The sequence below is a fragment of the Methylobacterium sp. 13MFTsu3.1M2 genome (assembly GCF_900112625.1).
GTDB lineage: Bacteria > Pseudomonadota > Alphaproteobacteria > Rhizobiales > Beijerinckiaceae > Methylobacterium.
The window spans coordinates 79,032-104,451 of record NZ_FOMM01000013.1 but is presented as its reverse complement, the minus strand read 5'-3'; the positions used below and the strand labels follow the sequence as shown (position 1 = coordinate 104,451).

At 71.5% G+C, this 25,420-nt stretch carries 26 protein-coding genes; 17 read left to right on the top strand and 9 right to left on the bottom strand.

What is annotated here, in order from left to right; all coding sequences use genetic code 11:
* The first annotated feature begins 254 nt into the window (after nucleotides 1-254).
* Nucleotides 255-1,466: an acyl-CoA dehydrogenase family protein gene (locus BM314_RS14280; RefSeq protein WP_091978539.1), complete on the top strand. Its 1,212-nt coding sequence runs from the start codon at nucleotides 255-257 to the stop codon at nucleotides 1,464-1,466.
* A gap of 93 nt (nucleotides 1,467-1,559) precedes the next feature.
* Here BM314_RS14280 and BM314_RS14275 read toward each other — a convergent pair whose 3' ends face one another.
* The 3 genes from BM314_RS14275 to mobB form a co-directional block, all read right to left on the bottom strand.
* The gene (locus tag BM314_RS14275; protein ID WP_091978538.1) at nucleotides 1,560-1,913 is read right to left on the bottom strand and encodes an avidin/streptavidin family protein; all 354 of its coding nucleotides are present in this window, start codon (nucleotides 1,911-1,913) and stop codon (nucleotides 1,560-1,562) included.
* Nucleotides 1,914-2,051: 138 nt separating this feature from the next.
* Nucleotides 2,052-3,308: a molybdopterin molybdotransferase MoeA gene (glp, locus tag BM314_RS14270; RefSeq protein ID WP_020094838.1), complete on the bottom strand. Its 1,257-nt coding sequence runs from the start codon at nucleotides 3,306-3,308 to the stop codon at nucleotides 2,052-2,054.
* 4 nt (nucleotides 3,309-3,312) lie between these two features.
* The gene (mobB, locus tag BM314_RS14265) at nucleotides 3,313-3,831 is read right to left on the bottom strand and encodes a molybdopterin-guanine dinucleotide biosynthesis protein B (RefSeq protein ID WP_042675035.1); all 519 of its coding nucleotides are present in this window, start codon (nucleotides 3,829-3,831) and stop codon (nucleotides 3,313-3,315) included.
* Nucleotides 3,832-4,081: 250 nt separating this feature from the next.
* On the opposite strand from mobB, the gene BM314_RS14260 reads away from it, so the two are divergent.
* The 3 genes from BM314_RS14260 to fdhF all read left to right on the top strand — a co-directional run bounded on the left by BM314_RS14260 (nucleotide 4,082) and on the right by fdhF (nucleotide 9,202).
* Nucleotides 4,082-4,396 (top strand): hypothetical protein, encoded by a 315-nt coding sequence (locus BM314_RS14260; protein ID WP_091681631.1) that lies wholly within the window; start codon nucleotides 4,082-4,084, stop codon nucleotides 4,394-4,396.
* A gap of 62 nt (nucleotides 4,397-4,458) precedes the next feature.
* A complete protein-coding gene (locus tag BM314_RS14255; RefSeq protein WP_091978537.1) occupies nucleotides 4,459-6,177 on the top strand; it encodes an NAD(P)H-dependent oxidoreductase subunit E in 1,719 nt (572 codons plus the stop codon).
* Nucleotides 6,178-6,232: 55 nt separating this feature from the next.
* Nucleotides 6,233-9,202, top strand: a complete 2,970-nt coding sequence (fdhF, locus tag BM314_RS14250; RefSeq protein WP_091978536.1) for a formate dehydrogenase subunit alpha — start codon at nucleotides 6,233-6,235, stop codon at nucleotides 9,200-9,202.
* Nucleotides 9,203-9,521: 319 nt separating this feature from the next.
* Here fdhF and BM314_RS14245 read toward each other — a convergent pair whose 3' ends face one another.
* The 3 genes from BM314_RS14245 to BM314_RS14235 form a co-directional block, all read right to left on the bottom strand.
* Nucleotides 9,522-9,851 (bottom strand): winged helix-turn-helix domain-containing protein, encoded by a 330-nt coding sequence (locus tag BM314_RS14245; protein WP_091681636.1) that lies wholly within the window; start codon nucleotides 9,849-9,851, stop codon nucleotides 9,522-9,524.
* Nucleotides 9,852-10,006: 155 nt separating this feature from the next.
* On the bottom strand, nucleotides 10,007-11,995 hold the full coding sequence (locus BM314_RS14240; RefSeq protein ID WP_091978535.1) for a molybdopterin biosynthesis protein: 1,989 nt from the start codon (nucleotides 11,993-11,995) through the stop codon (nucleotides 10,007-10,009).
* Nucleotides 11,992-13,083: a molybdopterin-binding protein gene (locus BM314_RS14235; protein WP_091978534.1), complete on the bottom strand. Its 1,092-nt coding sequence runs from the start codon at nucleotides 13,081-13,083 to the stop codon at nucleotides 11,992-11,994. Before BM314_RS14235 ends, BM314_RS14240 begins: the two co-directional genes overlap by 4 nt.
* Nucleotides 13,084-13,307: 224 nt before the next feature.
* On the opposite strand from BM314_RS14235, the gene BM314_RS14230 reads away from it, so the two are divergent.
* The 5 genes from BM314_RS14230 (at nucleotide 13,308) to BM314_RS14210 (ending at nucleotide 16,962) form a co-directional block, all read left to right on the top strand.
* Complete coding sequence (locus BM314_RS14230; protein WP_091978533.1) at nucleotides 13,308-14,003, top strand: ABC transporter permease; 696 nt, start codon at nucleotides 13,308-13,310, stop codon at nucleotides 14,001-14,003.
* Entirely contained in the window at nucleotides 14,000-14,710 is a 711-nt protein-coding gene (locus tag BM314_RS14225) for an ATP-binding cassette domain-containing protein (protein ID WP_091978532.1), read from the top strand. The genes BM314_RS14230 and BM314_RS14225 overlap by 4 nt, the downstream gene beginning before the upstream one ends.
* Nucleotides 14,683-15,528, top strand: a complete 846-nt coding sequence (locus BM314_RS14220) for an ABC transporter substrate-binding protein (protein WP_091978531.1) — start codon at nucleotides 14,683-14,685, stop codon at nucleotides 15,526-15,528. The genes BM314_RS14225 and BM314_RS14220 overlap by 28 nt, the downstream gene beginning before the upstream one ends.
* Nucleotides 15,529-15,880: 352 nt before the next feature.
* A complete protein-coding gene (locus BM314_RS14215) occupies nucleotides 15,881-16,546 on the top strand; it encodes a 5-formyltetrahydrofolate cyclo-ligase (protein ID WP_244539944.1) in 666 nt (221 codons plus the stop codon).
* Between the two features lie 206 nt (nucleotides 16,547-16,752).
* Entirely contained in the window at nucleotides 16,753-16,962 is a 210-nt protein-coding gene (locus BM314_RS14210; RefSeq protein WP_020094851.1) for a cold-shock protein, read from the top strand.
* 37 nt (nucleotides 16,963-16,999) lie between these two features.
* On the opposite strand, the gene BM314_RS14205 is transcribed toward BM314_RS14210, so the two are convergent.
* On the bottom strand, nucleotides 17,000-17,251 hold the full coding sequence (locus BM314_RS14205; RefSeq protein ID WP_020094852.1) for a hypothetical protein: 252 nt from the start codon (nucleotides 17,249-17,251) through the stop codon (nucleotides 17,000-17,002).
* A gap of 146 nt (nucleotides 17,252-17,397) precedes the next feature.
* On the opposite strand from BM314_RS14205, the gene BM314_RS14200 reads away from it, so the two are divergent.
* From BM314_RS14200 to BM314_RS14190, 3 genes are all read left to right on the top strand, one after another.
* On the top strand, nucleotides 17,398-18,078 hold the full coding sequence (locus BM314_RS14200; RefSeq protein WP_091978529.1) for a spermidine synthase: 681 nt from the start codon (nucleotides 17,398-17,400) through the stop codon (nucleotides 18,076-18,078).
* 189 nt (nucleotides 18,079-18,267) lie between these two features.
* Nucleotides 18,268-18,528 (top strand): hypothetical protein, encoded by a 261-nt coding sequence (locus BM314_RS14195; RefSeq protein ID WP_091978528.1) that lies wholly within the window; start codon nucleotides 18,268-18,270, stop codon nucleotides 18,526-18,528.
* Nucleotides 18,529-18,615: 87 nt separating this feature from the next.
* Nucleotides 18,616-18,891: a hypothetical protein gene (locus tag BM314_RS14190; RefSeq protein WP_020094855.1), complete on the top strand. Its 276-nt coding sequence runs from the start codon at nucleotides 18,616-18,618 to the stop codon at nucleotides 18,889-18,891.
* A gap of 52 nt (nucleotides 18,892-18,943) precedes the next feature.
* Here BM314_RS14190 and BM314_RS14185 read toward each other — a convergent pair whose 3' ends face one another.
* A complete protein-coding gene (locus tag BM314_RS14185) occupies nucleotides 18,944-19,339 on the bottom strand; it encodes a TIGR02300 family protein (RefSeq protein WP_020094856.1) in 396 nt (131 codons plus the stop codon).
* Nucleotides 19,340-19,712: 373 nt separating this feature from the next.
* Here BM314_RS14185 and BM314_RS14180 point away from each other — a divergent pair, with 373 nt between their 5' ends.
* Nucleotides 19,713-20,096: a phospholipase A2 family protein gene (locus tag BM314_RS14180; RefSeq protein WP_042672250.1), complete on the top strand. Its 384-nt coding sequence runs from the start codon at nucleotides 19,713-19,715 to the stop codon at nucleotides 20,094-20,096.
* Between the two features lie 202 nt (nucleotides 20,097-20,298).
* Here BM314_RS14180 and BM314_RS14175 read toward each other — a convergent pair whose 3' ends face one another.
* On the bottom strand, nucleotides 20,299-20,583 hold the full coding sequence (locus BM314_RS14175; protein WP_020094858.1) for a hypothetical protein: 285 nt from the start codon (nucleotides 20,581-20,583) through the stop codon (nucleotides 20,299-20,301).
* A gap of 299 nt (nucleotides 20,584-20,882) precedes the next feature.
* On the opposite strand from BM314_RS14175, the gene BM314_RS14170 reads away from it, so the two are divergent.
* The 4 genes from BM314_RS14170 (at nucleotide 20,883) to BM314_RS14155 (ending at nucleotide 25,105) form a co-directional block, all read left to right on the top strand.
* Nucleotides 20,883-21,149: a hypothetical protein gene (locus BM314_RS14170; protein ID WP_042672249.1), complete on the top strand. Its 267-nt coding sequence runs from the start codon at nucleotides 20,883-20,885 to the stop codon at nucleotides 21,147-21,149.
* A gap of 512 nt (nucleotides 21,150-21,661) precedes the next feature.
* A complete protein-coding gene (locus BM314_RS14165; protein ID WP_091978527.1) occupies nucleotides 21,662-23,278 on the top strand; it encodes a GMC family oxidoreductase in 1,617 nt (538 codons plus the stop codon).
* Nucleotides 23,279-23,611: 333 nt separating this feature from the next.
* A complete protein-coding gene (locus BM314_RS14160; protein ID WP_244539937.1) occupies nucleotides 23,612-24,508 on the top strand; it encodes an SAM-dependent methyltransferase in 897 nt (298 codons plus the stop codon).
* Between the two features lie 252 nt (nucleotides 24,509-24,760).
* A complete protein-coding gene (locus BM314_RS14155; protein WP_091978525.1) occupies nucleotides 24,761-25,105 on the top strand; it encodes a hypothetical protein in 345 nt (114 codons plus the stop codon).
* Nucleotides 25,106-25,420 lie beyond the last annotated feature (315 nt).

The window sequence follows — 25,420 nt, the reverse complement described above, 5'->3', positions numbered from 1 at the left end:
ATCCGTCAACGTTGGTCAGCGGCTTCCGCGAACACGAGACCGTCCACCCGAAGCATTCAAGCATCATCATCGCGGATCCAGCGCGAGAAAATTCAACGACAACCGTTACAGCGCGATCTACCGCGTCCCGACCGGCAGATAATATCGTCTGACGGCGCCCCAGTTACGATCGTAACCAAAAACTCTTCCGACAGACACGAAAGCGGTCGATCACCGAACTTACTATGCATCTCGGACAGTCATGAGGTCTGAGAATGAACGGTGTCGCCCCCTCGATCCGCCCTGCCGCGCGAGCCGGAGATCCGGACGCGGCGTTTCTCGCGACCGTCGCGGCGCTTCGGCCCCTCATCGCGGAGCACCGGTCGGCCCTCGCTGTCGGCCCGGACCTGCCGGAGCCGGTCGCAGAGGCGCTCATCGACGCCGGTCTCGCGCAGCTCTGGCTTCCGCGGGGCCTGGGCGGTCCTGAAGCGCATCCGCTGAGCGTCCTGGCGGCGATCGAAGCTCTGGCGGAACTCGACGGTTCGGTCGCCTGGTGCGCCGCGATCTCGTCCGGGGGCGCGTCACGCTTCGCTGACCTGATCGACGCGGACGTGATGCGTTCGCTCATCCCTGCCGGCAGGAAGTTCGCGGGCAGCGGGAGCGGCCAGCCGACGGGAACAGCGGTTCGCCATGGATCCGGCTGGCGGATCAACGGACGCTGGTCCTGGGCGAGCTTCTGCCGCTACAGTTCCGTGTCCGCACTCATGTGTGTGGAGATCGACGGCGAGCGGCCGAAGCTCGACGAGAACGGGCGGCCGTCGCTGCGCGGCGTCTTCATCGCCTCGAAGGATGTCGAGGTCGTCGGCAACTGGAATGCCGGGGGCCTCCGGGCGAGCGGGAGTCACGACGTCGCGTGCACCGACATCTGGGTGCCGAACGAGCAGACCATCGACGGCGCGAGCCTCATGATGCCTCGCGACAGAAGGCCCCTCTACATGCTGCCCATGGCATCGGCGGCCGCGATCGCCGCCATCGGTGTTCCGCTCGGGATCGCCCGGGCGTCGATCGACGCGTTCATCGATCTCGCGCAGACGAAGACACCGCATGGCGGCAAGGTGCCCCTGAGACTTCGCGAGGATGTCCAGGTCGCGATCGCGCGTGCCGAGACGAGCCTCGGTGCCGCGCGCGCCTTCGCGCGGGACACGGTCTCCGAATTCTGGTGGGAAGCCGAGAACGGCCGTCCGATAACGCTCGCGTGGCAGGCCAAGCTTCGGCGGGCCTGCTGGTACGCGGGCCATGTCGGGAAGCAGGTTGTCACGAGCATGTACGAGGCGGCCGGCAGTTCCGCCGTCCTCGAAGATCTGCCGTTCGCGCGCCAGCTCCGCGATGTCTACGCGGCCTGCCAGCACATGCATTATCAGGACCGGTTGCTCGTGCCGACCGGCCGCATCCTTCTGGGCCTCGAAGCCGACGCTCCGTTCATCTAGAGCCGTCGCCGATCACACATGCGCCGACCGCTCCTCGCGCCACGGTCGCCCCCGTTCCTCAGGACCCCATCGAGGAGGGACGCGACCCTGGCTTCACGAACAGGCGTTCTCGACCTTCGAGAAGATGGTCGTCTCGAGCGCGACGTGATCGGCCGCGGCCTTCGGCTGCGGAGACCGTTCGACGGCGTGGAAGACTGCGTGGATCGCCTCGGCCGTCTTCTCGTCGGTCCGGACGAGGCGCCCGGTCCAGGCCGTGATCTCCTGGGGCGACGACGTGCTGGTCACGAAGCCGATGATGTCGCCCTCGGCCGTGCCGACGAGGATGCGGCTTCGATGCGTCTGCGCGAAGCCGGGATCGGCGGCGGTGTAGGTCCCGGAGACCGCCTCGCCCATCTGGAGGAGGCGGAGTTCCGCGCCGGCTTGGCTCCGCCAGACACCATCGAACATCGTTGCTCAAGCCCGCCGATCGAGCGGCCGCTCGCACGGCCCATCACAAGCGATATAGCAGATTTGATATAACGGATGCGCGAGCCCGGCAATGCTGGGGCGCGGTCCGCGTCGCGTGAGGCCCTGAGCGCGGCCCCGCTACCAGAGGGCCCCGTGCGGGTGGAACCGCACGGCGTCGCCCGGCACGACCTCGGTCCGGTCATCCTCCAGCTCCACGAGGCCGTCGGATTCGGTGAGCGATGACAGCATGCCCGCGCCGTCGCGCTGGAACTTCCGGGCCTCCCAGGCGCCGTCGGCGTCCCGGGCGAGGCTGACCCGGACGAACTCCCTGCGGCCCGCGCGCTTCCGATAGGGGAAGGCCGCCCTGACGGTGAATCCGCGCGACGGCGCGTAGGCCTCGCCGGCGAGCCGGGCGAGGAGCGGCCGCACCACGAACAGCAGGGTGACGTAGACAGCCACCGGGTTGCCCGGCAGGCCCAGGAACGGCTTGCCGTCGATCATGCCCATCGCGACCGGCCGTCCCGGCTTGATCCCCAGCCGCCAGAACACGAGGCGCCCGATGCTCTCGACGGCGGTCTTCACGTGATCCTCGTCGCCGGTCGACACGCCGCCCGAAGTCAGGATCACGTCGTGCTCGGCGGCCGCCGCCGAGAGCCTGGCCGCGAGGGCCGCCGGGTCGTCGCGGATGACGCCGAGGTCGCGCGCCGCGACGCCCATCCGCCGGAGAAGAGCGAGCAGCAGGACGCGGTTCGAGTCGTAGATCGCGCCCGGCCCCAGGGGCGACCCGGGCTCGACGAGTTCGTTGCCCGTCGAGAACACGCCGACCCGCAGGGTGCGGCGGACCTTCAGCGTGCGCAGGCCGACCGCGGTCGCCAGGGCCAGGTCCTGCGGCCGGAGACGCCGGCCGGCCGCGATGATCGTCGAGCCCTTCGCCGCGTCCTCGCCGGCGTCGCGGCTGTTGGCGCCCCGCTTCAGCCCGAGCGGCAGGGACACCCGGCCGTCGGGCAGGACCTGGACGTCCTCCTGCATGAAGACGGTGTCGGCCCCCGCCGGCATCGGGGCCCCGGTGAAGATCCGGGCGGCCGAGCCCGCCACCGACACGCCTTCGGGGGAGGCGCCGGCCGCGACGACCGCGCCGACCGGCAGGATCGTCGCATCGGAGGCGCGCAGGTCCGCGAAACGGACCGCGTAGCCGTCGACGGCCGAGTTGGGGAACGGCGGGACGTCGATGGGCGCGACGCAATCCTCGGCCAGGACGCGCCCGTCGGCGTCCGGGACGGGAACGTCCTCGGTGCCGACGATCGCTGCGAGCCGCTCGCCGAACAGCGCGTGCGCGTCCTCGATGGTCATCAGAGGGCCGCCGAACGCGAAGCAGTCGTCGCTGAGCTGGGCCATCCGGCTAGAGCCTCCCGAGGACGTCTTCGAAGGGAACGGCCACGTCGAGCATCAGCCCCGTCACCGCCGCCGCGTCGTTCAGATCTACGACGGGAATGCCCGATGCCGGAAACGCGACGTCGCTCGCGATGCCCACGATGGTGGTGTCCAGCGGATGGAGGGGCGGGCGGCCGTTCTCGGCGCGATGGACCTCGATCTTGGGGATGGGCTCCCGCTTGTACCCTTCCACGACGACGAGGTCGCACGGGCTGATCCGCCGCAGGAGCTGGCCGAGGCTCGCCTCCTGCTCGTCGCGCAGCTCGTGGACCTGGGCCCAGCGGCGGCCCGACGAGATCAGAACCTCGCTCGCGCCCGCCCTGCGGTGCTCGTAGGAATCCTTCCCGGGCCAGTCCGTGTCGAAGTCGTGATGGGCGTGCTTGATGGTCGCCACCCGCACCCCGCGGGCGACGAGCAGGGGGATGGCCCGGACCAGCAGGCTGGTCTTGCCGGCCCCGCTCCACCCGGCGAGTCCGATTACGCGCATGCCGGACACCGCTGACAGCCCCTCTCGTGCCGTTCCCACTGCCCCGCGCGAGGGCTCAGGGCAAGCGTCGGCCGCGCCGCCGGGACGCGCGGCCCCGGCGTCACGCAAATTGAAACGACTTCAAAAACGATATAACACCTCCGCTATAACGGCTGCCATTTGGTATGCCACGAGCGAGCGCCACGCCAACGGACCCGAACGGGCACGCCATGCACGACTTCAACCGTCCCTCGATCGCGCAGGCCTGAGCATGGGCGACGCATCCTCCGCGGCGGACTGGGCCGCCATCGTGACGGACGCCTACTGCGCCGACGCGAAGCCGCCGCTCACGCAGGAGCTCGCCGGCCGGGTCCGCGACGCGCTCGCCCAGGCGGTCGCGTCGCCGGCCGGAGACGCGCCGGGCTCCCTGTTGGACCGCCTGAACGACGCCCTTGACGCGTTCGAGACCGAGCTGCGCTCCGTCGTCGGACCCAGGGTCACGTCCCTGGACGAGGCGACGGGCGCGGCCACGATGAAGCCGCGGTCCGAGGCCGGCCAGCCGCTCCGGGCCTTCGGCGGCCAGTAGCCTCCGACCGGACCTCAGGACACCGCGACCACCCGTCCCAGCAGTTGGAAATCAGATACCGCATGAGTGAGGCACCGGGGACAGTCAGGACTTTCTCGCATCCCGGCCGGGGGCGGAACAAGGCGCGCAGCGTCCCCAAGGGGCGCCAGGTCGAGCCGCGGGCGAAGGTCGAGATCGAGGCGCTTCTCGGCTCCCGCTCGCGCCAGCGCGACCTGCTCATCGAGCACCTGCACCTGATCCAGGACACCTACGGCCAGATCAGCGCCGAGCACCTGGCGGCGCTCGCCGACGAGATGGCCCTGGCCTTCGCCGAGGTGTTCGAGACCGCGACTTTCTACGCGCATTTCGACGTCGTGAAGGAGGGTGACGCCTCGATCCCGCGGCTGACCGTCCGGGTCTGCGACAGCATCACCTGCGCGATGTTCGGCGCCGACGAGCTGCTGGAGACGCTCCAGCGGGAACTCGCCTCCGACGCCGTCCGCGTCGTGCGCGCGCCCTGCGTCGGCCTGTGCGACCATGCGCCCGCCGTCGAGGTCGGGCACAACTTCCTGCACAAGGCAGACCTCGCCTCCGTGCGGGCCGCGGTCGAGGCCGGCGACACGCACGCCCATATCCCGGACTACGTCGACTACGAGGCCTATCGGGCCGCCGGCGGGTACGCGACCCTCGACCGGCTCCGCAGCGGGGACCTTCCGGTCGACGACGTCCTGAAGGTGCTCGACGACGGCGGCCTGCGCGGCCTCGGCGGCGCGGGCTTCCCGACGGGGCGCAAGTGGCGCTCGGTGCGCGGCGAGCCCGGGCCCCGGCTGATGGCGGTCAACGGGGACGAGGGCGAGCCCGGCACCTTCAAGGACCAGCTCTACCTCAACACCGACCCGCACCGCTTCCTCGAGGGCATGCTGATCGGCGCCCACGTCGTCGAGGCGCCGGAGGTCTACATCTACCTGCGGGACGAATACCCCATCTCCCGCGAGATCCTGACGCGCGAGATCGCGAAGCTCCCCGCGGGCGGTCCGCGCATCCACCTGCGCCGCGGCGCCGGCGCCTATATCTGCGGCGAGGAATCCTCGCTGATCGAGTCCCTCGAAGGCAAGCGCGGGCTGCCGCGGCACAAGCCGCCGTTCCCGTTCCAGGTCGGCCTGTTCAACCGTCCGACGCTGATCAACAACATCGAGACGCTGTTCTGGGTCCGCGACCTGATCGAGCGGGGCGGCGACTGGTGGAAGAGCCACGGCCGCAACGACCGCGTCGGCCTGCGCTCCTACTCGGTCTCGGGGCGCGTGAAGGAGCCGGGGGTGAAGCTCGCCCCGTCCGGCCTCACCATCCAGGAACTGATCGACGAGTATTGCGGCGGCATGGCGGAGGGCCACACCTTCGCGGCCTACCTGCCGGGCGGCGCGTCGGGCGGCATCCTGCCGGCGTCGATGAACGACATCCCGCTCGATTTCGGGACGCTGGAGAAGTACGGCTGCTTCATCGGCTCCGCCGCCGTCGTGATCCTGTCCGACCGGGACGATGTGCGCGGCGCCGCGTTGAACCTGATGAAGTTCTTCGAGGACGAGAGCTGCGGGCAGTGCACCCCCTGCCGTTCGGGGACCCAGAAGGCCCGCATCCTGATGGAGCAGGGCGTCTGGGACACCGAGCTCCTGGGCGAATTGTCCCAGTGCATGCGGGACGCCTCGATCTGCGGCCTCGGCCAGGCCGCCTCGAACCCGCTCAGCAGCGTCATCAAGTACTTCCCGGACCTGTTCCCCGCCCCGCGCGCCGCGGCTGCCGAGTGAGGCAACCGATGGTACCGGCGAACCCTACCCCGATGTCCGAGCCAGGAGCGGCCGCATGAGCAACGCCCCCGAACAGCGCGGCGACAAGACCGAGAAGGCCGAGATCCGGGCCGACGGGCTGCAGGATGCGGGCGGCCCCGCCCAGGGCCCGAAGCCGGGAGCCGGCGGCTCCTACTCGGAAGGGGCGAAGGCGGGCGGCCAGGCGGCCCCGGAGCCGTCGGGCCTGCACGATCTCAAGGAGCGGCCGACCGCCCCCCCGACCATCGCGTTCGAATTCGACGGCCAGCAGGTCGAGGCCGCCCCCGGCGAGACGATCTGGGCCGTCGCCAAGCGCCTCGGCACCCACATCCCGCACCTCTGCCACAAGCCCGAGCCCGGCTATCGCCCGGACGGCAATTGCCGCGCCTGCATGGTCGAGATCGAGGGCGAGCGCGTGCTGGCCGCCTCGTGCAAGCGCACGCCGGCCGTGGGCATGAAGGTCAAGTCCGCGACCGAGCGCGCCACCAAGGCCCGCGCCATGGTGCTCGAGCTGCTCGTGGCCGACCAGCCCGAGCGCGCGACCTCGCACGACCCGACCTCGCACTTCTGGGTGCAGGCCGACTTCCTCGACGTGTCCGAGAGCCGCTTCCCCGCGGCCGAGCGCTGGACCGGCGACTTCAGCCACCCGGCCATGAGCGTCAATCTCGACGCCTGCATCCAGTGCAACCTCTGCGTCCGCGCCTGCCGCGAGGTCCAGGTCAACGACGTGATCGGCATGGCCTACCGCTCGGCCGACGCGAAGGTGGTGTTCGACTTCGACGACCCGATGGGCGGATCGACCTGCGTGGCCTGCGGCGAGTGCGTCCAGGCCTGCCCGACCGGCGCGCTGATGCCGTCCGCCTACCTCGACGCCGAGCACAACACCCGGACGGTCTATCCCGACCGCGAGGTGACCTCGCTGTGCCCCTATTGCGGCGTCGGCTGCCAGGTCTCCTACAAGGTGAAGGACGAGAGGATCGTCTACGCCGAGGGCGTGAACGGCCCGGCCAACCACAACCGGCTCTGCGTGAAGGGCCGCTTCGGCTTCGACTACGTCCACCACCCCCACCGCCTGACGGCGCCGCTGATCCGCCTGGACAACGTCCCGAAGGACGCCAACGACCAGGTCGACCCGGCCAACCCGTGGACGCACTTCCGCGAGGCGACCTGGGAGGAGGCGCTCGACCGCGCCGCCGGCGGCCTCAAGACGGTCCGCGACACCCATGGCCGAAAGGCGCTCGCCGGCTTCGGCTCCGCGAAGGGCTCGAACGAGGAGGCCTACCTCTTCCAGAAGCTGGTGCGGCTCGGGTTCGGCTCGAACAACGTCGACCACTGCACCCGGCTGTGCCACGCCTCGTCGGTCGCCGCCCTCATGGAGGGGCTGAACTCGGGCGCCGTGTCGGCGCCGTTCTCGGCGGCGCTCGACGCCGAGGTCATCATCGTGATCGGCGCCAACCCGACCGTGAACCACCCGGTGGCGGCGACCTTCCTCAAGAACGCCGTGAAGCAGCGCGGCGCCAAGCTGATCGTCATGGATCCGCGCCGGCAGGTGCTGTCGCGGCACGCCTACAAGCACCTCGCGTTCAAGCCCGGCTCGGACGTCGCGATGCTCAACGCGATGCTCAACGTGATCATCGAGGAGCGGCTCTACGACGAGCAGTACATCGCCGGCTACACCGAGAACTTCGAGGCGCTCAAGGAGAAGATCGTCGAGTTCACGCCTGAGAAGATGGCCTCGGTCTGCGGCATCGACGCGGAGACCCTGCGCGAGGTCGCCCGGCTCTACGCCCGCGCCAAGTCGTCGATCATCTTCTGGGGCATGGGCATCAGCCAGCACGTCCACGGCACGGACAACTCGCGCTGCCTGATCGCGCTCGCCCTCGTCACGGGGCAGATCGGGCGCCCCGGCACCGGCCTGCATCCGCTGCGCGGCCAGAACAACGTCCAGGGCGCGTCCGACGCCGGCCTGATCCCGATGGTCTACCCGGACTATCAGTCGGTCGAGAAGGCCGCGGTGCGGGAGATGTTCGAGGAGTTCTGGGGTCAGAAGCTCGACCCGCAGAAGGGTCTCACCGTCGTCGAGATCATGCGGGCGATCCACGCCGGCGAGATCAAGGGCATGTTCGTCGAGGGCGAGAACCCCGCGATGTCCGACCCGGACCTGAACCACGCCCGGCACGCCCTGGCGATGCTCGACCACCTCGTCGTGCAGGACCTGTTCCTGACGGAGACCGCCTTCCACGCCGACGTGGTGCTGCCGGCCTCCGCCTTCGCCGAGAAGGCCGGCACCTTCACCAACACCGACCGTCGCGTGCAGATCTCGCAGCCGGTGGTGTCCCCGCCGGGCGACGCGCGGCAGGATTGGTGGATCATCCAGGAACTGGGGAAGCGCCTCGGCCTGCCCTGGAACTACGACGGCCCGGCCGACATCTTCCGCGAGATGGCCATGGTGATGCCGTCGTTCAACAACATCACCTGGGAGCGCCTGGAGCGCGAGGGCGCCGTGACCTACCCGGTCGACGCGCCGGACCAGCCCGGCAACGAGATCATCTTCTACGCCGGCTTCCCCACGGAGAGCGGGCGCGCGAAGATCGTCCCGGCCGCCGTGGTGCCCCCGGACGAGCTGCCGGACGAGGACTACCCGATGGTCCTGTCGACCGGCCGCGTGCTGGAACACTGGCACACCGGATCGATGACCCGGCGCGCCGGCGTCCTCGACGCGCTGGAGCCCGAGGCGGTCGCCTTCATGGCCCCGAAGGAGCTCTACCGGCTCGGGCTGGAGCCCGGCGACACGATGAAGTTGGAGACGCGCCGCGGCGCCGTCCACCTGAAGGTGCGCTCCGACCGCGACGTGCCGGTCGGCATGATCTTCATGCCGTTCTGCTACGCCGAGGCCGCGGCCAACCTGCTGACGAACCCGGCGCTCGACCCGATGGGCAAGATCCCGGAGTTCAAGTTCTGCGCGGCCCGGGCCTCCGCCGTCCACACGGCGATGGCCGCCGAGTAGGCGGCGTGATCTCCGGCGGCGCGCCCAGGCGTGCCGCCGGCCCCTGGCGGCGGACATCGGGCTGATACTGTTTCCAATTGATCAGCCCGGTGCCGTCTTTGCGAGCGCAGCGGGCTGATGCTGTTTCCGGTCGATCAGCCCGGTGCCGTCCTTGCGAGCGGAGCGAAGCAATCCAGTCGGCGCGACGCTGACAGATGTCGCGCCGACTGGATTGCTTCGCTCCGCTCGCGATGACGCAGCGGGCTGCACAGACCGAAGCCGACGCCCGACCGTCGAGAGACCGCTTCCCACGGAGGCGCGCCTCTGCGCGGCCTCGCTCCTACGAATCAACCTTCATCAGCGAGGCGAGAAGGTCGAGCTCGCCCGCCACGGCCTCCGAGGCGAGCCGCTCCATGCGGAGGTAGCTGTCGAGGATGGCGTCGCCCGTGCTGGTCAGGACCGCCCCGCCGCCCCGGCGGCCGCCCTTGCTCGCGGAGACGAGCGGCTCCTGAAACGCCTTGTTCAACGTGTCGATGAGGTACCAGGCTCGCTTGTAGCTCATGCCCATCCGGCGCCCCGCGGCGGCGATGGAGCCGGTGTCGCGGATGCCGCTCAGGAGGGCGGCCTTGCCCGGTCCCAGCAGGGTGTCCGAGCCGAGCTCGATCCGCAAACTGATGCTCGTGTCCTCGCCCAACGCACACCGCCGCTTCGCTGGAGGCCCCAGCGCCTCGCAGGCGTCCCTACGCGAAACGGCCGTGTCGATCATCCCGGCGGGCGACAGGATCGTCCGTCCCGTTCCGTCGAGGCCAGCCAACGGTGCGCGCGTCACGCGGCTCCCGCGGCGGGCGTGAAGCCCAGAGCGCGCAGCGCGGCGGCCGTCTCGGGCTCGCCCAGAAGGCTTAGGAAGGCCGCGAGCGCCGGCATCTCCCGCGCGTCCGCGCGATACGCGAGGTCGTAAGCCTCCTCCGTCAGCGGGCGGAAGCCCAGCCCGTAGGCATCCGCGACGCTCGCGATGGCCACGCCCCAGTCCGCCCTGCCCTGCGAGACCGCCGCGGCGACGGCGTTGTGCGAGCGCGGCTGGTTCCAGAACCCCGCCGGCCGGGCACCGTTCAGCAGCCCGTCCACGAGCAGGCGCGTGCCCGATCCGGCGTTGCGGTTGACCATCACGGCGTCGGGGTCGGCGAGCGCCGCGGCGACCGCGTCCGCGGCGTCGCGCCCTTCGAACCGGGCGTCGCCGCGGCGGAACACGACGCCCTGGAGGCGGCGCCACCCGGGCACGAGGGACAGGCCCTCGGTGAGGAACGGGGCATTGTACCGGCCCGTCTCGGGATCGAAGAGGTGCATGGCGGCGACATCGCACTCGCCGCGCCGCAGGGCGGCGAGGCCGCCGGCCGACCCGACCCAGATGGTGCGGGCGCGGTACCCTCGCTCGCCGAGCAGGCCGACCACCCGGTCGAGGCCGATGCAGTGGCTGCCGACGATCGTCAGGTCCGGCGCCCGCACGCCGGCGCCCAGGCGGACCACGGCGACGTCCTCCCCCGCCTCGACGCCGGCGCGCGCGGCCGGAACCGCGAAGAAGCCGTCCGCCTGCGAGAAGGCGGTGACCGAACCCGAGCCCTTCGGCAGCGGCAGGGCGATCGTCCCCTCGGGACCGTGGGCGAGCGAGGTCATCACGAACTCGGTGCGGCCGAGTTCGGAGGGCACCCGCTGGGACACCCGCGCCGCGATCGTCTCGTCCTCGCGCGGCGGCAACCCGGCGAGCGCCCGCACGTACGGCACGACGAAGTCGTGGAAGGTGAACATCGCGGAGGTGGGGAACCCCGGCAGGACGATGACCGGCCTTCCCTGCGCCACCGCCACGCAGAGCGGCTTCCCGGGCTTCAGGGCCACGCCGTGGAACAGGATTCCCGGCTCGCCGAGGCGGGACAGCACCCGGTGCGACACGTCGCCGGCGCCTTTGGACGTGCCGCCCGAGAGCACGACGAGGTCGCTGTCCCGGAGGGCGGACCGGAGGGCGGCCTCAAGGACGGAAGCCTCGTCGCGCACGATCCCGAGCCGGACCGGCTCCCCGCCGTTCTCGGTCACCGCGGCCGCGATGATCGCGCCGTTCGAATCGTAGATCGCGCCCTCGGGCAGGGGCTCGCCCGGTGCGACCAGCTCGTCCCCCGTGGACAGGATTGCGACCCGCGGGCGTCCTGTGACGTCGACGGCCGCCAGGCCGCACGCCGCCAGCATGCCGATCTCGCGGGCGGTGATCCGCGTTCCCGCGCGCAGCACCGTCTCGCCGCGGGCCATGTCGGCCCCGGCATAGCCCACGAACTGCGCCGGCCGCACCGCGGTCAGGACATCGACGGCGAGGCTCCGGGCGTCGAACTCCGTGTGCTCGACCATCACCACGGCGTCGGCGCCGCGGGGGATCACGCCGCCGGTGGCGATCGGCGTCGCCGTTCCCGGCTGGACGACGACGGTCGGCGCGACGCCGCAGGCGAGGATCTCGCGGTTCAGCGTGAGACGCCGCGGGCTCGCCGGCCCGGCGCCTTCCGTGTCGGTCGCGCGCAGGGCGAAACCGTCGACCAGGGACCGGTCGAAGGGCGGGACGTCCATCGGCGAGGCGACGTCGCGGGCCAGAACGCGCCCGAGCGCGTCGTCCAACGACACCGTCTCGGACGGCAGGCGCGCGTGCGGGACCGCCGCCCGGAACCGCGCGAGCGCGTCGTCCCGGCTCATCACCCGGAGAAACTGCTCCTGGCTCGAGGCCGCGGCGAGGCGCGCGACGAAATCCGCCGCCCCGTCACGGTCTGCATCGGCGCTCACAGGGCCCAAACCTCTACCTCCTCGCCGGCCCGGAAGCCTTCGCTTTCCGGCTCGACCACGACGATGCCGTCCGCCTGCACCAACCGACCGAGCGGAAGGCCGGCTCCGCCCAGCGGCTCCACGCCGTCCGACCCGCTCCGGACGAAGACGACCTCGGACAGACCGATCGACGAGACGATCTTCCGGAGGAGGACGTGCCGCCGCGGCGAGCGCTCCCGCGCGCCGGCGAGCCGCGCGATGAGCGGACGGCCGAGGGCCAGGAACGCGGCGAGCGCCGCCTCGGGAGGCCCGGGCACCAGGAGGACCGGCCTGCCGGCCGCGGAGCCGACCGCGGTGGTCTCCCCGGGCCGCAGGGCGATGCCGTGCGCGCGGACGTCTCCGGCGCGGGCGAGGGCCGCCGCGCTTTGGTCCGAGCGGCCGAAACCGCTGCCCCCGACCACCAGCACCGCGTCCGCCGTGCCGCCGCGGATCGCCTCGGCGATCTCCTCGCCCCCCCGGGCGCGAACCGCCTCGGTCGCCCCGCCCGCCCGCGCGATCAGACGCCCGAGCAGGGGCGACACGGTATCGAGGCTGGACGTCCCGGCGGTGACGACGCGCAAGCGCGGCTGACGGACATCGACCGCCTCCAGGCCGGCCGCCTCCAGGACGAGCAGGTGAAGGGGCTCGATCCGGGTGCCGGCCTCGATCAGCCGCGCGTTGGCGGCGACGTCGTCTCCCGCCCCGCGCACGCCCTCCCGCGGGGCGATGTCCGCGACGACCATGCCGTCCGCGAATCCCTCCGGGGGTAGGACGGCATCGGTGCCCGACGGCAGCGGCTGTCCCGCCTCGACCCAGGGCGGCGGTCGCGCCGGGAAGATCGGCGCGTAGGCCGACGCGCCGCCCACCGCGGCGGCCGCGACCGCGAAGCCGTCCCGCATCGCCGTCGGGCCCGCGGGCACGGCGGCGTGCGCGACGACCGCTCGCGCGGCGACGCGTCCGAGCGCCGCTGCGAGCGGGACGGTCGCGGGTTCGACGGGAGCCGCCGCGCCGCTGAGCAGGATCGCCGCCTCCCGAAGCGGGATCAGCGCCGAGGACGCATTCCGGATCATCGTGGCGGCGATGCGCCATCCGGGTTCGATGATCAAGGGCCGGCGCGGCGGCCGACCCGCCGACACGACAACGGCCGCCCCGGGCGATATGCTCGCCGCCTATCCGCACGCGCTCCGCTGACAGGCATGACAGGTCCATTCCGCCGAACCTGCGTCACGAGGTCGGCCTCGACGGCTGATCTCGCCATCCGCCTCGTCCGATTCCCGAGGACCGGCCCGGGCGCATGATGCAGACGCTCCTGGACATCCTCTCCCGCCTGTTCAGCCTGGATCGGGACGTGCTGGCGATCGCGTGGCTGTCGCTGCGTGTCAGCCTCACCGCCGTCGGCATCGGTCTCGTGCTCGGCATACCCCTGGGTGCGTTCCTGGCCGTCGCCCGCTTCCCCGGACGCGGCGCCGCGGTCGGCCTGCTCAACGCCTTCATGGGGCTGCCGCCGGTGCTCGTCGGCCTCGCGCTCTACCTCGTCCTGTCCCGCTCCGGTCCGCTCGGACCGCTCGGCCTGCTGTTCACCCCCGCCGCGATGATCGCCGCGCAGGCGACGCTCGCGACCCCGCTCGTCGCCGCCCTGACGCAGCAGGTCGTCGCCGACGCCCGGGTGCATCTCGGGGAGCAGCTGCGCTCCCTCGGCCTCTCAGCACCGCGTCAGGCCGCGGCGATGATCTACGACGTGCGCTTCTCCCTCGTGACCGCCGCGCTCGCCGCGTTCGGCCGGGCGATCTCGGAGATCGGCGCGGTCCTCGTCGTCGGCGGGAACATCGACGGGTATACCCGCACGATGACGACGGCGATCTCGCTGGAGACCCAGAAGGGCGATCTCAGCCTCGCCCTGGCGCTCGGCCTCGTGCTGATCGGCCTCGTTCTGGTGGTGAACGTCGCCGTGGCCCTGCTCCGCCGGCACGCCGCGCGGGTGTACGGATGAGCGCGACACCGGCCATCCGCCTCGAGGACGTGACCCTGGTCCTCGACGGTCGGACGGTGCTCGACCGTCTCTGCCTGGAGGTCGCTGCGGGCAGCGTCACGGCCGTCATCGGCCCGAACGGGGCGGGCAAGAGCGTCACCCTGAGGGTCGTCGACGGGCTCCTGCGGCCCGACGGCGGCACGGTGCAGGTCGGCCCGCACCGGCGGGCCTTCGTGTTCCAGCGGCCGGCGCTGATCCGCGCGACCGCGGCCGCGAACGTCGCGCTGGCTCTCGGAGACCTGCCCCGTCCTGCGCGGGCCGCGCGGGCGGAGGAGGCGCTGGCCCGCGTCCGCCTCTCCGAGCGCGCCCGCGATCCCGCGACGCGTCTCTCCGGCGGCGAGCAGCAGCGGCTGGCGCTGGCCCGTGCCTGGGCGGTCGGCCCCGGCCTGCTCCTCCTCGACGAGCCGACCGCGAACCTCGACCCGGCCTCGACCGAGATCGTCGAGGGATTGGTGTCCGCGATGGCGCGGGCGGGCACCACGGTCGTGCTCGTCTCACACAATCTCGGGCAGGTGGCGCGCCTCGCCGACGCGGTGATCGTGCTGGCCTCGGGCCGCGCCGTCGAGCATGGTCCCGCCCGACAGATCCTGTTCTCGCCCCGGACGTCCGAGGCGCGGGCCTACCTCGCTGGGGAATTGCCGTGGACGCCTTTCGTCGCCGCCTCCTGACCCTGGGACTGGCCGCGCTCCTGAGCGCGGCTGCCCTCCTGCCGCCGGCCGAGGCCGAACCGGTGTCGATCGTCGTCGCCTCGACGACCTCGACCGAGCAGTCCGGCCTGTTCAAGCACATCCTCCCGCTCTTCCGGGAGGCGTCCGGGATCGACGTGAAGGTCGTCGCCCTGGGCACGGGACAGGCGCTCGACGCGGCGCGCCGCGGCGATGCCGACGTGGTCCTGGTCCACGACCGTCCGGCCGAGGACAAGTTCCTCGCCGAGAGCTTCGCGAAGCGGCGGTACGACGTGATGTACAACGATTTCGTGCTGATCGGCCCGGCCTCCGATCCGGCCGGCGTGCGCGGCCTGGGCGTGCGCGAGGCCTTCGCCAAGCTCGCGGCCAGCAAGGTGGCGTTCGTGTCGCGCGGGGACCGCTCGGGCACTCACAGCGCCGAGCTGCGCAGCTGGAAGGAGGCGGGCGTCGATCTCGCGGCCGTGCGCGGCCCCTGGTACCGGGATGTCGGCCAGGGCATGGGCCCCGCGCTCAACACGGCCTCGGCCCTCGGCGCCTACATCCTCGCCGACCGGGGGACCTGGCTCGCGTTCAAGAACCGCGCCGACCTGGTCATCCTGGTTCAGGGGGACCGGAGCCTGTTCAACCCCTACGGCGCGATGCTGGTGGATCCCGACAGGCACCCCGGCGTGAAGGCGAAGCAGGGACAGGCCTTCATCGACTGGCTCGTCTCACCGGAGGGGCAGCAGGCGATCGCGGGATACAAGGTCGGCGGCGAGCAGCTGTTCTTCCCGAGCGCCGGCGCGCCGGTGACGCGCTGACCGGGGATCCCCGGGTCGAAGCGCCGGACCGCCGTCGACGCGCGCGCCTGCCCGTCCCGGGCACCCGCGAGGGTGGGCGGCGGATCTCGCCGGCATTCGCCATCGTGCCGCTCGGAGACCGGCCAGGGACGATGGCCGGCCGGGTCGGAACGGCGCGGGACGTCGCGATCCGCTTCACCGAACCGGAGGTGCCGAGCGCGCGTTTGGCCGAGGTCACCCAGGACTGTGCGGGTCCACCGTCGCGAGGGAGATCATCGTGGTCGGGCATTCAACCGAGCGGCCTGAGACGCCCCCGGAACCCGCGGCGCCCGAACACTCCGCGTTCGGCGCGTACAGCTCTCCACCCTGCTTCATGCACGAGCTCGGCCCCGACTTCGTCGGCCCGGCGGCGGAGCCTCGGCCTTCCGAACCCTGCGGTCCTGAGAGCGCCGCATCCGACTGGCCGAGCGTGCGGCAATGGCGAAAGGAGACCCGCGCCGCGCTCATCGCGCGGCGGGTCGGCATCTCCGCCCAGGACCGCGCCGCCCGGAGCGAGCGGATCGAGCAGGGTCTCCGAGCCGCTCTACCTTCGCCATCGGGCCTATCGATCGGTCTCTACTGGCCCTTCAGGGGCGAGTTCGACGCCAGATCCCTCCTGACGGAGCTGCGCGGAAGCGGGGCGCGACTGGCGCTTCCGGTCGTCGTCGAGAAGGCGCGCCCGCTCCAGTTCCGGGTCTGGTCGCCGGGCGAGCGCATGATCCGCGGCGTCTGGAACATACCCGTTCCCGCAGAGGGCGAGATTGTCGACCCGGACGTCCTGATCGCGCCGCTCGTCGGCTTCGATCAGGCAGGGTACCGCCTGGGATACGGCGGCGGCTTCTATGACCGGACCATCGCGTCCAGGTCGACGAAGCCGCGGGTCATCGGCGTCGGCTTCGAGCTCGCGCGGCTCGCGACGATCCACCCGCAGGCGCACGACGTCGCCATGGACATCATCGTGACGGAAGGCGGCGTCTGGCCCCGCACGGAGCGACCCTGATCGCGCCGCGGAGCGGGCCGGTGCCCGCGCTGGCCGGCTCGGCAGGGCCTGGCCCAGGACCGTTCGGCCTGAGGTCGGCGGATGAGGGCGCGGGGGTCTCAACCGAGGCTCCTGATCGGGGGGGCCTTGGAACAGGCGGCCGCGGCGGCTCGTTCAGGCGTCACGGCCCGCCACGTTGGCGAGCCGGTGACGACCAGGATACAGCCATGGCTACAGGCACCGTGAAGTGGTTCAACGAGACCAAGGGCTACGGTTTCATCCAGCCCGACGATGGCGGCAAGGACGTGTTCGTTCACATCTCGGCCGTCGAGCGTGCGGGCCTTCGCTCCCTCAACGAGGGTCAGAAGATCTCCTATGACGTCGAGGCGGACCGCCGCAGCGGCAAGGAGAGCGCCGCCAACCTGAAGGCTGGCTGAGCACCGCGCGACGAGTGGCCTGGATCGGGGCCGCTCGTCACAGATCGGGCTTCGAACTCGGGGCAGGAGACCGCGTCAGGCTCTCGATCTCCCGCATCGGCCTCCCCGACTTGCGGGCGATCTCCTCTTCCTGCTCGGTGATGAGAGTGCGTGCCGGCTCGTCGCCGTCGAGGCCGCCCAGGATCTCGGCCGGCACGCGCCGATTCGAGGCGCGGCTGCCGTCGGCGTAGGTGACGTCGAACAGCACGAACCCCTGCACCTTCGGCAGAGACTTGGTACGCTTGGCCATGAGGGGTATGCCGGCTTCTCGGACGAGGCGAACGCCGTCGCGGCCCCTGCGTCTTGCAGGCGCGACGCGCGGTCAGGAGCGCGTCTCATAACCCATCCTTCCCGTTTGCCGGAATATCCATGGCGCCGGCCCACAGAGGGACGCCTGTGACATCTTGGATGCACATCGACACCGGCCTCGTTCCCGGCGGGACCCCGTTGCACCTGATGCAGCGGGGCCACGAGTTCTCCATCGTCGCCGACACGATCGAGCTGATGAACAGCACCCGCGGGGCCTCCGAGGAGGCGCTGGCGATCCTCGCTTGCGGCCGGGTGCGCGGGCGGGGCGCGGCGCGGGTGCTCGTCGGCGGCCTCGGAATGGGGTTCACCCTGCGCGCGGCCCTGCGCAACCTCGAGCCCGAGGCGCGCGTCACGGTCGCCGAGTTGGTACCGACGGTCGCGGCTTGGGCGCGCGGACCGCTCGCGGGCGTCTTCGCCGGCTGCCTCGACGACGCGCGCGTCGATCTGCGCGAAGCCGATGTCGACCACCTGATCCGGCGCGGCCCGGCCGCCTGGGACGCGATCCTGCTCGATGTCGACAACGGACCGGAAGGGTTCGTGCGCCCGGAGAACGATCGCCTCTACGGCAAGGACGGGTTGGAATCGGCGCGGCGGGCGCTGCGGCCGGGCGGCGTGCTCGGCGTCTGGTCGGCCATTCCCGACCGCAAGTTCAAGGCGCGCCTCCAGCGCTCGGGTTTCGCCGTCGAAGAGGTTCGCCCCCACGCGAACGGGCGCAGCGGCCCGCGGCACGTGGTGTGGATCGCGACCTCCGCCGGCCCGACGGTCTGACCCTTCCTGAACGTTGATTGGGCCGCGTTCCGGCCTTGACGGCCTTGCCTCGGCAGCGAGCGGGCGTCCTTCGCACTCTATCCTTCGCGTCCCGGCCCTCTTACACTCGATCCGTCGCCGGATCGGCCAGACTTCAGGTTCCGGCGGCTGGGGGACGCGTGCCCCCTCCTACGGAGCCGTGAGCCCGCGATGGCCGACCTCATCGATTTCCCCGGGAAACGCCGAGGTGCCGGCTCGGCCTACCGGCTGCACCGGTTCGGCGCGGACGGCAGCGACCGCGGCACGGTCCTCATCCGAGCCCGCGACGACGCGGAGGCCAGGCATCAGGCCGACAGGCTGGCCGAGGGATTGTTGGCCGAGCTGTGGTCCGGGGACCGGCTCCTGGATCACTTCGCGCCGGCCGGCCACCCGGTTGCGGCCTGCATCGGTCCCCTGCGCGACGGGCCCTGATCCCGCGGACGCGCCGGCCTGCCGGCGCCGCGAGCCAGCCGTTGTTACATTGTTGCATGCTCTCGCGCGAGGTGCGATACGCCGCGGATGTCAGCTGAGGCCACGCTCTGGGATCTGGTGACCGCCGAGCGTATCGCCATCGAAGATGTCGGCGCCGCCGTCGACGCCTACCTGGCAGAACCGACCACCCAGGATCACGCCATCGGTCCGGACCACGTGCTCGATCTCGCGGCGGCCGTCGCGGCCCACCCCTCCGCGCCCGCGATCGTGGTCGACACCGAGTCCGACGAGCCGTCGCGCCGCATGGCGGTGCGGGCGGCCCTGCTCATGAGCCGCCCCACCACCCGATCAAACAGCGACTGAGATTGCGGCCACCCGCGCCTGTCCGCCGGACGACCGGCGGCGGCGTGCGGGTTTACTGGTCGTCATCGTCGTCGTTGACCTCGACGAGATCGCTGGTGTCGTCATCGTCCTCATCGACGACGAGGTTGTCGTCGTCGACCTGCTCCCCGTCGTCCTCGATGTCGAGCGCGTCGTCATCCTCAGCGTTGCTGTCCGTGTCCTTCTCGGCCTCCTCGGCCTCGACCTCGTCCAGCGAGACGAGTTCCGGGCCCTCCGTCTCGTCCTCTTCGTCGCTCGGCGCCTCTTTGCGCGCGACGACGGGAGCACTCCCCCTGGAATACGATGTCGCCGCAGCGATCGGCACGACCTCGCCCGAGTAGGGCGAGATCACGGGATTCTTGCCGAGATCGTAGAACTTCTTCCCCGTCGTCGGGCAGATACGCTTCGTGCCGAGGTCCGGACGCGCCACTGAGACTCTCCCTGAAGGCCGTGAGACGCTGGATCGCCAGCGAGCATGCGGTGATGTCTACCACAGTCGGCAGCCCGATGCCCCGCCTCTTCGCGCCGAGCGAGGCGTGTCTGCACGACAGAGGTGCCGACACGCGATCGGCAGAGGAGGCAGAGGGGGAGAGTGCGGCGGGGCCCGACCTCCGTGATGCCGCGCGATGTCGCGGACGCTGCGGTGACGCAGCGACCGCGATGTCCGCGATGCGGGTAGGACGTCATCCAAATAGGGGTGGTGCTCCGGAGCACGTCGCGCCGTGATGTGTGGTGCTTAATCGTGTCTCGCACCGTCATCGCCGATGGGACTTGTGCGGCGCAGGTGCTGGAGGGTCTCCACCATGTTGACTCGCACCGTCATAGGCCTCGTCGCCCCCGTCTGCCTCGCCGCCGCGTGGGCCACGCCGTCCCTGGCACAGCCGGCCGCCAATGGCGGGCCGAAGTTCCTCATTCACGGCAACTATTGCGGCCCCGGCAACAACGCGCCTCTGCCGCCTATCGACGCCCTCGACGCAGCCTGCGCCCGCCACGACGCCTGCACGCCGGATATCGGACTTCCGACAAAGGCCTGTAACCTTCGGCTGGAACGCGAGGCAGCCGCGGTTGCTCGGGATCCGCGGCAGCCGGACAATGTGCGCTCCCTCGCCGGATTCGTCGCGTCGTTCGCGGCGTCGAACGCGTCGAGCCCGGCGCCGACGGTGCTCCCGGCGAGACTGGCGCGCTGAGAGCCCGACGCATCCGCCACCATTCGCCCGCGCAGGCAGGGCGCCGGCTCGAACCGGAAGCTGGCGGGATCGCCGGCCGCGGAAGTTCATCCCGCCTGCGCCGTCTGCCGCCCCCGGTCCCACGCGCGGGAATCCGGTGACGGCGATGGCGCGCGCGGAGCCCGCCGCGGCCGGGCGGGCCGCGTTGCGCGAGCGTGGGGGCCTACCGTCCGCTGGGCGCGGCGTAGCTGCCGGTAACGCCGTTACCCCGGCTGCTGCCGCCCGCAGAGCCGGGGGTCTTGTTCCGGACGAAGCTCGCACCCGGATAGCGCCGCTGGACCCGCGACATCGAGTGTCGCCGCACGTGATGGCGCCTCATCCGGACGTCGGTGAGCATGTCGGACGGCGACGAGAGGCCGGTCGCGGGGCCCGCGGGAACGGCCGAGGCGGGGACGGCCAGGACGCCGAGGCCGACACCTGCGAGCGCGGCGAGAACGAGAATGCGCATAGAGCTCCTCCATGCCTCGGCGGAGATGGATCGCCTCGGCATGGAGGGAAGACCTGAAGCGCGCGTCTGGTTCAATGAGCGGGCCTTCGTGAGCGCAGTCTGCCGGGCGGCCGCGACGCCGGCGGCAGAGACAGCCTGGTCACGCGCGGTCACAGCTGCGCCGCCAGCGCGATTAATCCCGGACGCCGCGTGCGCAGCGGCACGTCGCTCCGAGACAATCGCCCCCATATCAGGGTCACGCAAGACGAAATGGGCCGTAAATCTCGGACTGTACTGCGTAAAGGAGCAAGAATTAGCCTATGAAGACCCGTATCGCCGCTACCGTCACCGCTCTCATGCTCGCCGTAGCTCCGATCTCGTCCGCCATGGCCTACGATCGTCCTGCCTGGACTGGCTCCACGCCCTACGATGTCGAAACCACGGGCTCGTTCGGCGCCCCGTTCGGCGGCCGCTACGACCGCGACCCCTGGACCTGCCCGCAGAGCTCGGCCGCGGAGGGCAATGCCAACCAGCAGAACTTCCCGGTCAAGCAGTACGGCCAGACCGCCGGCGGCAACCGCTGCTGAGGTCGGGGGACACGATGCTGAAGGCCTTCTCCTACGCGATGATCGGCGCCTTCCTGGGCGGCCTCATGATGACCGTCGTCGGCTCGGCCGGCGTGCTGATGGGCCTGTGAACCCGGCGGGATGCCGGCGGCCACCCGGTAACGGACAACGAGACTGACGCGAGCGGCGGGGTGCGAGCCTCGCCGCTTTCGCGTGTCCTGCCGCTCGATCCGCCGATCCGCCCTGCCCGCTCGCCGGCTCGGCGGCGCGGACGAAAAACCGTGTCCCATGTAACGCGCGCGGTCACGCGCCGAAATCCACCTGTAACAGAAGCATTGCGTTATCGATCCGCGCGTCGAACGCCGGGTGCGCGCCGCTTCGCGCGGCAGCCCGATCGCGGCGCCACTGATGTTCCGGCAATCCCGACGAGGCGATTGCTGGAGCGCGGAGACGTGAGCGTCGGAATGTTCCGCCCGATCCTCGATTGACCGAGATCGTTCCGATCCGCTGCTACAGGTGAGACCTTCCAGATCATGAGCACTTCAGACGCCCTCGACCGGGCCGATTTCGCGCGGCGGGCGGGGGAGAACCAGGCCCGGCTGACCGCCGACCTGAAACCGGCCTACGACTTCGTCGTCTGCGGCGCGGGCGCCTCCGGGTCGGTCGTCGCGCGGCGGCTGGCGGAGAACCCCGAGGTGCAGGTGCTCCTGCTCGAGGCGGGCGGCTCGGACGACGCCGAGGCCGTGCTCGATCCCGCCCTCTGGCCGACCAATCTCGGCGGGGCGCGGGACTGGGGCTTTCGCGCGGAGCCGAATGCCCACCTGAACGGACGCACGCTCTCCATGGCGATGGGCAAGGGCCTCGGCGGCGGCTCCAGCGTCAACGTGATGGTCTGGGCGCGCGGCCACCGGTGCGACTGGGACGCCTTCGCCGCCGAGGCCGGCGACGCGGCCTGGGGCTACGACAGCGTCCTCGACATCTACCGGCGCATCGAGAACTGGCGCGGCGCCCCCGATCCGGCGCATCGCGGAAGCGGCGGTCCGGTCTGGGTGCAGCCCGCCTCCGATCCCAGCCCCGTGGCCCACGCCCTGCTCGACGCCGCGCGGGACCTCGGCATCCCGACCTTCGACAACCCCAACGGGCGCATGATGGAGGGGCCCGGCGGCGCGGCGATCACCGACATGCTGGTCCGCGACGGCCGGCGCGTCTCGCTGTTCCGCGCCTACGTCCATCCCTGGCTCGACCGCCCCAACCTGACCGTCCTCACGGACGCGCTCGTCCGCCGCGTGACCTTCGACGGCCGCCGCGCCACGGGGGTCGAGTTCGTCCACGCGGGCGCGGTCCGGACGGTCGGCGCGCGTGCCGAGACGGTCCTGTCGATGGGGGCGATCCACACACCCAAGGTGCTGATGCTCTCGGGGATCGGCGACCGGGACGAGCTCGGGGCGCTCGGCATCCCGTCGGTGCAGCACCTGCCCGGCGTCGGACAGAACCTTCAGGACCACGTGTCCTTCGGCTGCACCTGGGAATATGCCGACCCGATCGCGCCGCGGAACAGCGGCAGCGAGGCGACCCTGTACTGGACGAGCCGGCCCGGCCTCTCGGCGCCGGACCTGCTGTTCTGCCAGGTCGAGTTTCCGGTTCCGAGCGAGCAGACCGCGGCGCGCGGCGTTCCGGCCCACGGCTGGACGATGTTCGCCGGCCTCGCGCAGCCCGCCAGCCGCGGCCGCCTGCGGCTGCGGAGCGCCGACATGGCGACGCCGCCGGTCATCGAGGCGAACTTCCTGTCCCACCCGGCCGACGTGACGGCGGCCGCGGCCTGCGTCGACCTCTGCCGCGCCCTCGGCAACGCGCGGGCGTTCCGCCCGTACGTGCGCGCTGAGGCCATGCCGGGCCCGCTGTCCGGCGCGGCGATGGCGGACTACATCCGCGATGCCGCCGTCACCTACTGGCACCAGAGCTGCACCGCCCGGATGGGCCGCGACGCGCTGGCGGTCGTGGACGGGGCGCTCCGGGTCTACGGCATCGACGGCCTGCGGGTCGCCGACGCCTCGATCCTGCCCCGCGTGACCACCGGCAACACCCAGGCGCCGTGCGCGGTGATCGGCGAACGGGCCGCCGAGATGCTGAAGCGGGCGCACGGCCTGTAACGCCCGTCGCCGCAGCGAGCACGATCGGCGGACCGGAGGGCTCGCTCAGGACGCCCCGTCGCGCGGACATCGCACCGGCCGATCGGGACATCGATCCCGTCCCCGGAACCGCGACGCACCGCGCGTCGCGGACGGCCCGATCAGGCCGCGTGTGACGGCCGGAAGCGCTGAGGTCCCCTGAGCCGCTGTCGAGGAGCGCCCGGGTGGGTGATCCACGGGCTCACGGCCGGGAAAGACACCGCGGATCCTTGCCCGGCCTCTTTCCGAGGATGCCGGGCCGTCCTGTTCGAGTGCCACGACGCGTCGTGGCGATCATCACTTCGGCGGTCGCGGATGGCTATCGACACGATTGAACACACGCTGCGCGCGATGGGAAACGCGGCGCGAGGCCTGGCCGCGATCGGTGCGGCCCTGCGATTGCGGCAAGACGCGAAGGAAGGTGCGAAGGAAGACGCGAGGGCGGTCGATCCCGAGGTGGCGCGCCGACTGCGCGACGTGGTCGCCGCCGTCATCCCGGGCGGCCTCGGTGAGCTCGAACCCGAGCAGGTGTCCGCGCTCCTGGCATCCGTCACCCACGCGCTCGAGGAGGCGCGGGATCTGCTGGATCACCCGGAGCGGCCGCCGGTCTGGCAGGTTCGCGATCCCGCGATGTTGCAGGCTCAAGGCCAGGCGTCGCGCAGCGTCGTGCGGCGCCTGGCGGCCTTGTCGACCGAGCGCCCGTCGCTCGCGGCCGCACTCACCGGGCGCTTCCTGGATGTCGGCACCGGCGTGGGCGGCATCGCGCTGGAGGCCGCGGCACACTGGCCCTCGCTGCGGGTCGTCGGCCTGGACATCTGGGAGCCGGCCCTGGCCTTGGCGCGCGCGAACGTGGCGGCGAGCCCCTTTCACGGCCGTATCGAACTCCGTCTGCAGGATGTGACGCGGTTCGACGATTCGGCAGGCTACTCGCTGACGTGGCTTCCGGCACCCTTCCTCTCCCGGGACGCGGCCCGAACAGCGCTCGACCGACTCACGGCTGCGCTCGAGCCGCGGGGGTATCTGGTGGTCGGACTCTACGCTCCGCCGGCGGATCCCGCGGCCGCCGCGCTCGCTGCCCTGCGGCTGGCCCGCAGCGGCGGACATCTGTGGGAATGCGCGGCCATGGAGACTGAACTTCGCGCACGCGCCTTCACCGCGGTCGAGACTTTCGCGGGCCAGCCGGTCACGCTCGTGATGGGACAGCGCCCGTAGAGCGATCGCACGCGCGGGGCCGACGCGGCCGACGTGGCGGCCGACGTCGCGGCCAACGGCGCGGGCCGCCTGCCCGCCGCGGCGTCGGAGTTCGCGGTCGTCCCGACCAGTCGGGGTTCGGTCGAAGCGCGCACCCGAGCCCCCGCGAGGGATCCCGCGTCGAGCCCCGCGTCCGGGCTTCTGTGACCGGGATCACAGCGACCGTCCATCGGTCGGCGGCAGAGTGCCTTCACTCCAACAGGGAGACGCACGATGAAGATGATCTCGACGAAGTTGTTGATGGTGGCGGGTCTCGCGGCCGCGACATTGGCCGGTGGTGCCGCCAGTGCCGACGCCCGCGGGTTTGGCCGTGGCGGTTTCGGACACGGAGGCTTCGGCCATCACGGAGGCTTCGGCCATCGTGGGTTCGGGCACGGAGGCTTCAGGCACGGCGGGTTCGGTCACCATCGCCATTTCTACCACCGTGGATTCCGTCGGCGCTTCGGCGGGTTCAGCTGGGGCTATCCCGCGAACAGCTCCTTCCTCGGCCCGAACTTCGGCGACTGCCGCGCGATCTACAATCCTGTCTTCTTCGGCCATGAGCGCGTGTGCGGCTAGCTGAGCGACCATCTTCGACGGATCGCGTTTCCGTCACGCGATCGGCCGCCGCTGCACGCGCGGCGGCGGCCGGCTGACCGACTCCATCCCGCAACCCCTCGCTCCGACGACGGGATCCGTGACGGCGACCCCAGCCCCATCCGTCCCGGGGATGCCGCCCGACTCTCGTGATCCGAGCCGCATCGGCCGCGGATCGAGCGACAGCTCGTAGCGGCCGCGAATTCGGACCTCACGTGCCGCCCTCGCTTGAGGGCGGCACGTGGGCGTGGTGAGGGTTGTCTCACCGAGGATGGTATCGGTGACGCGATCCGGGCG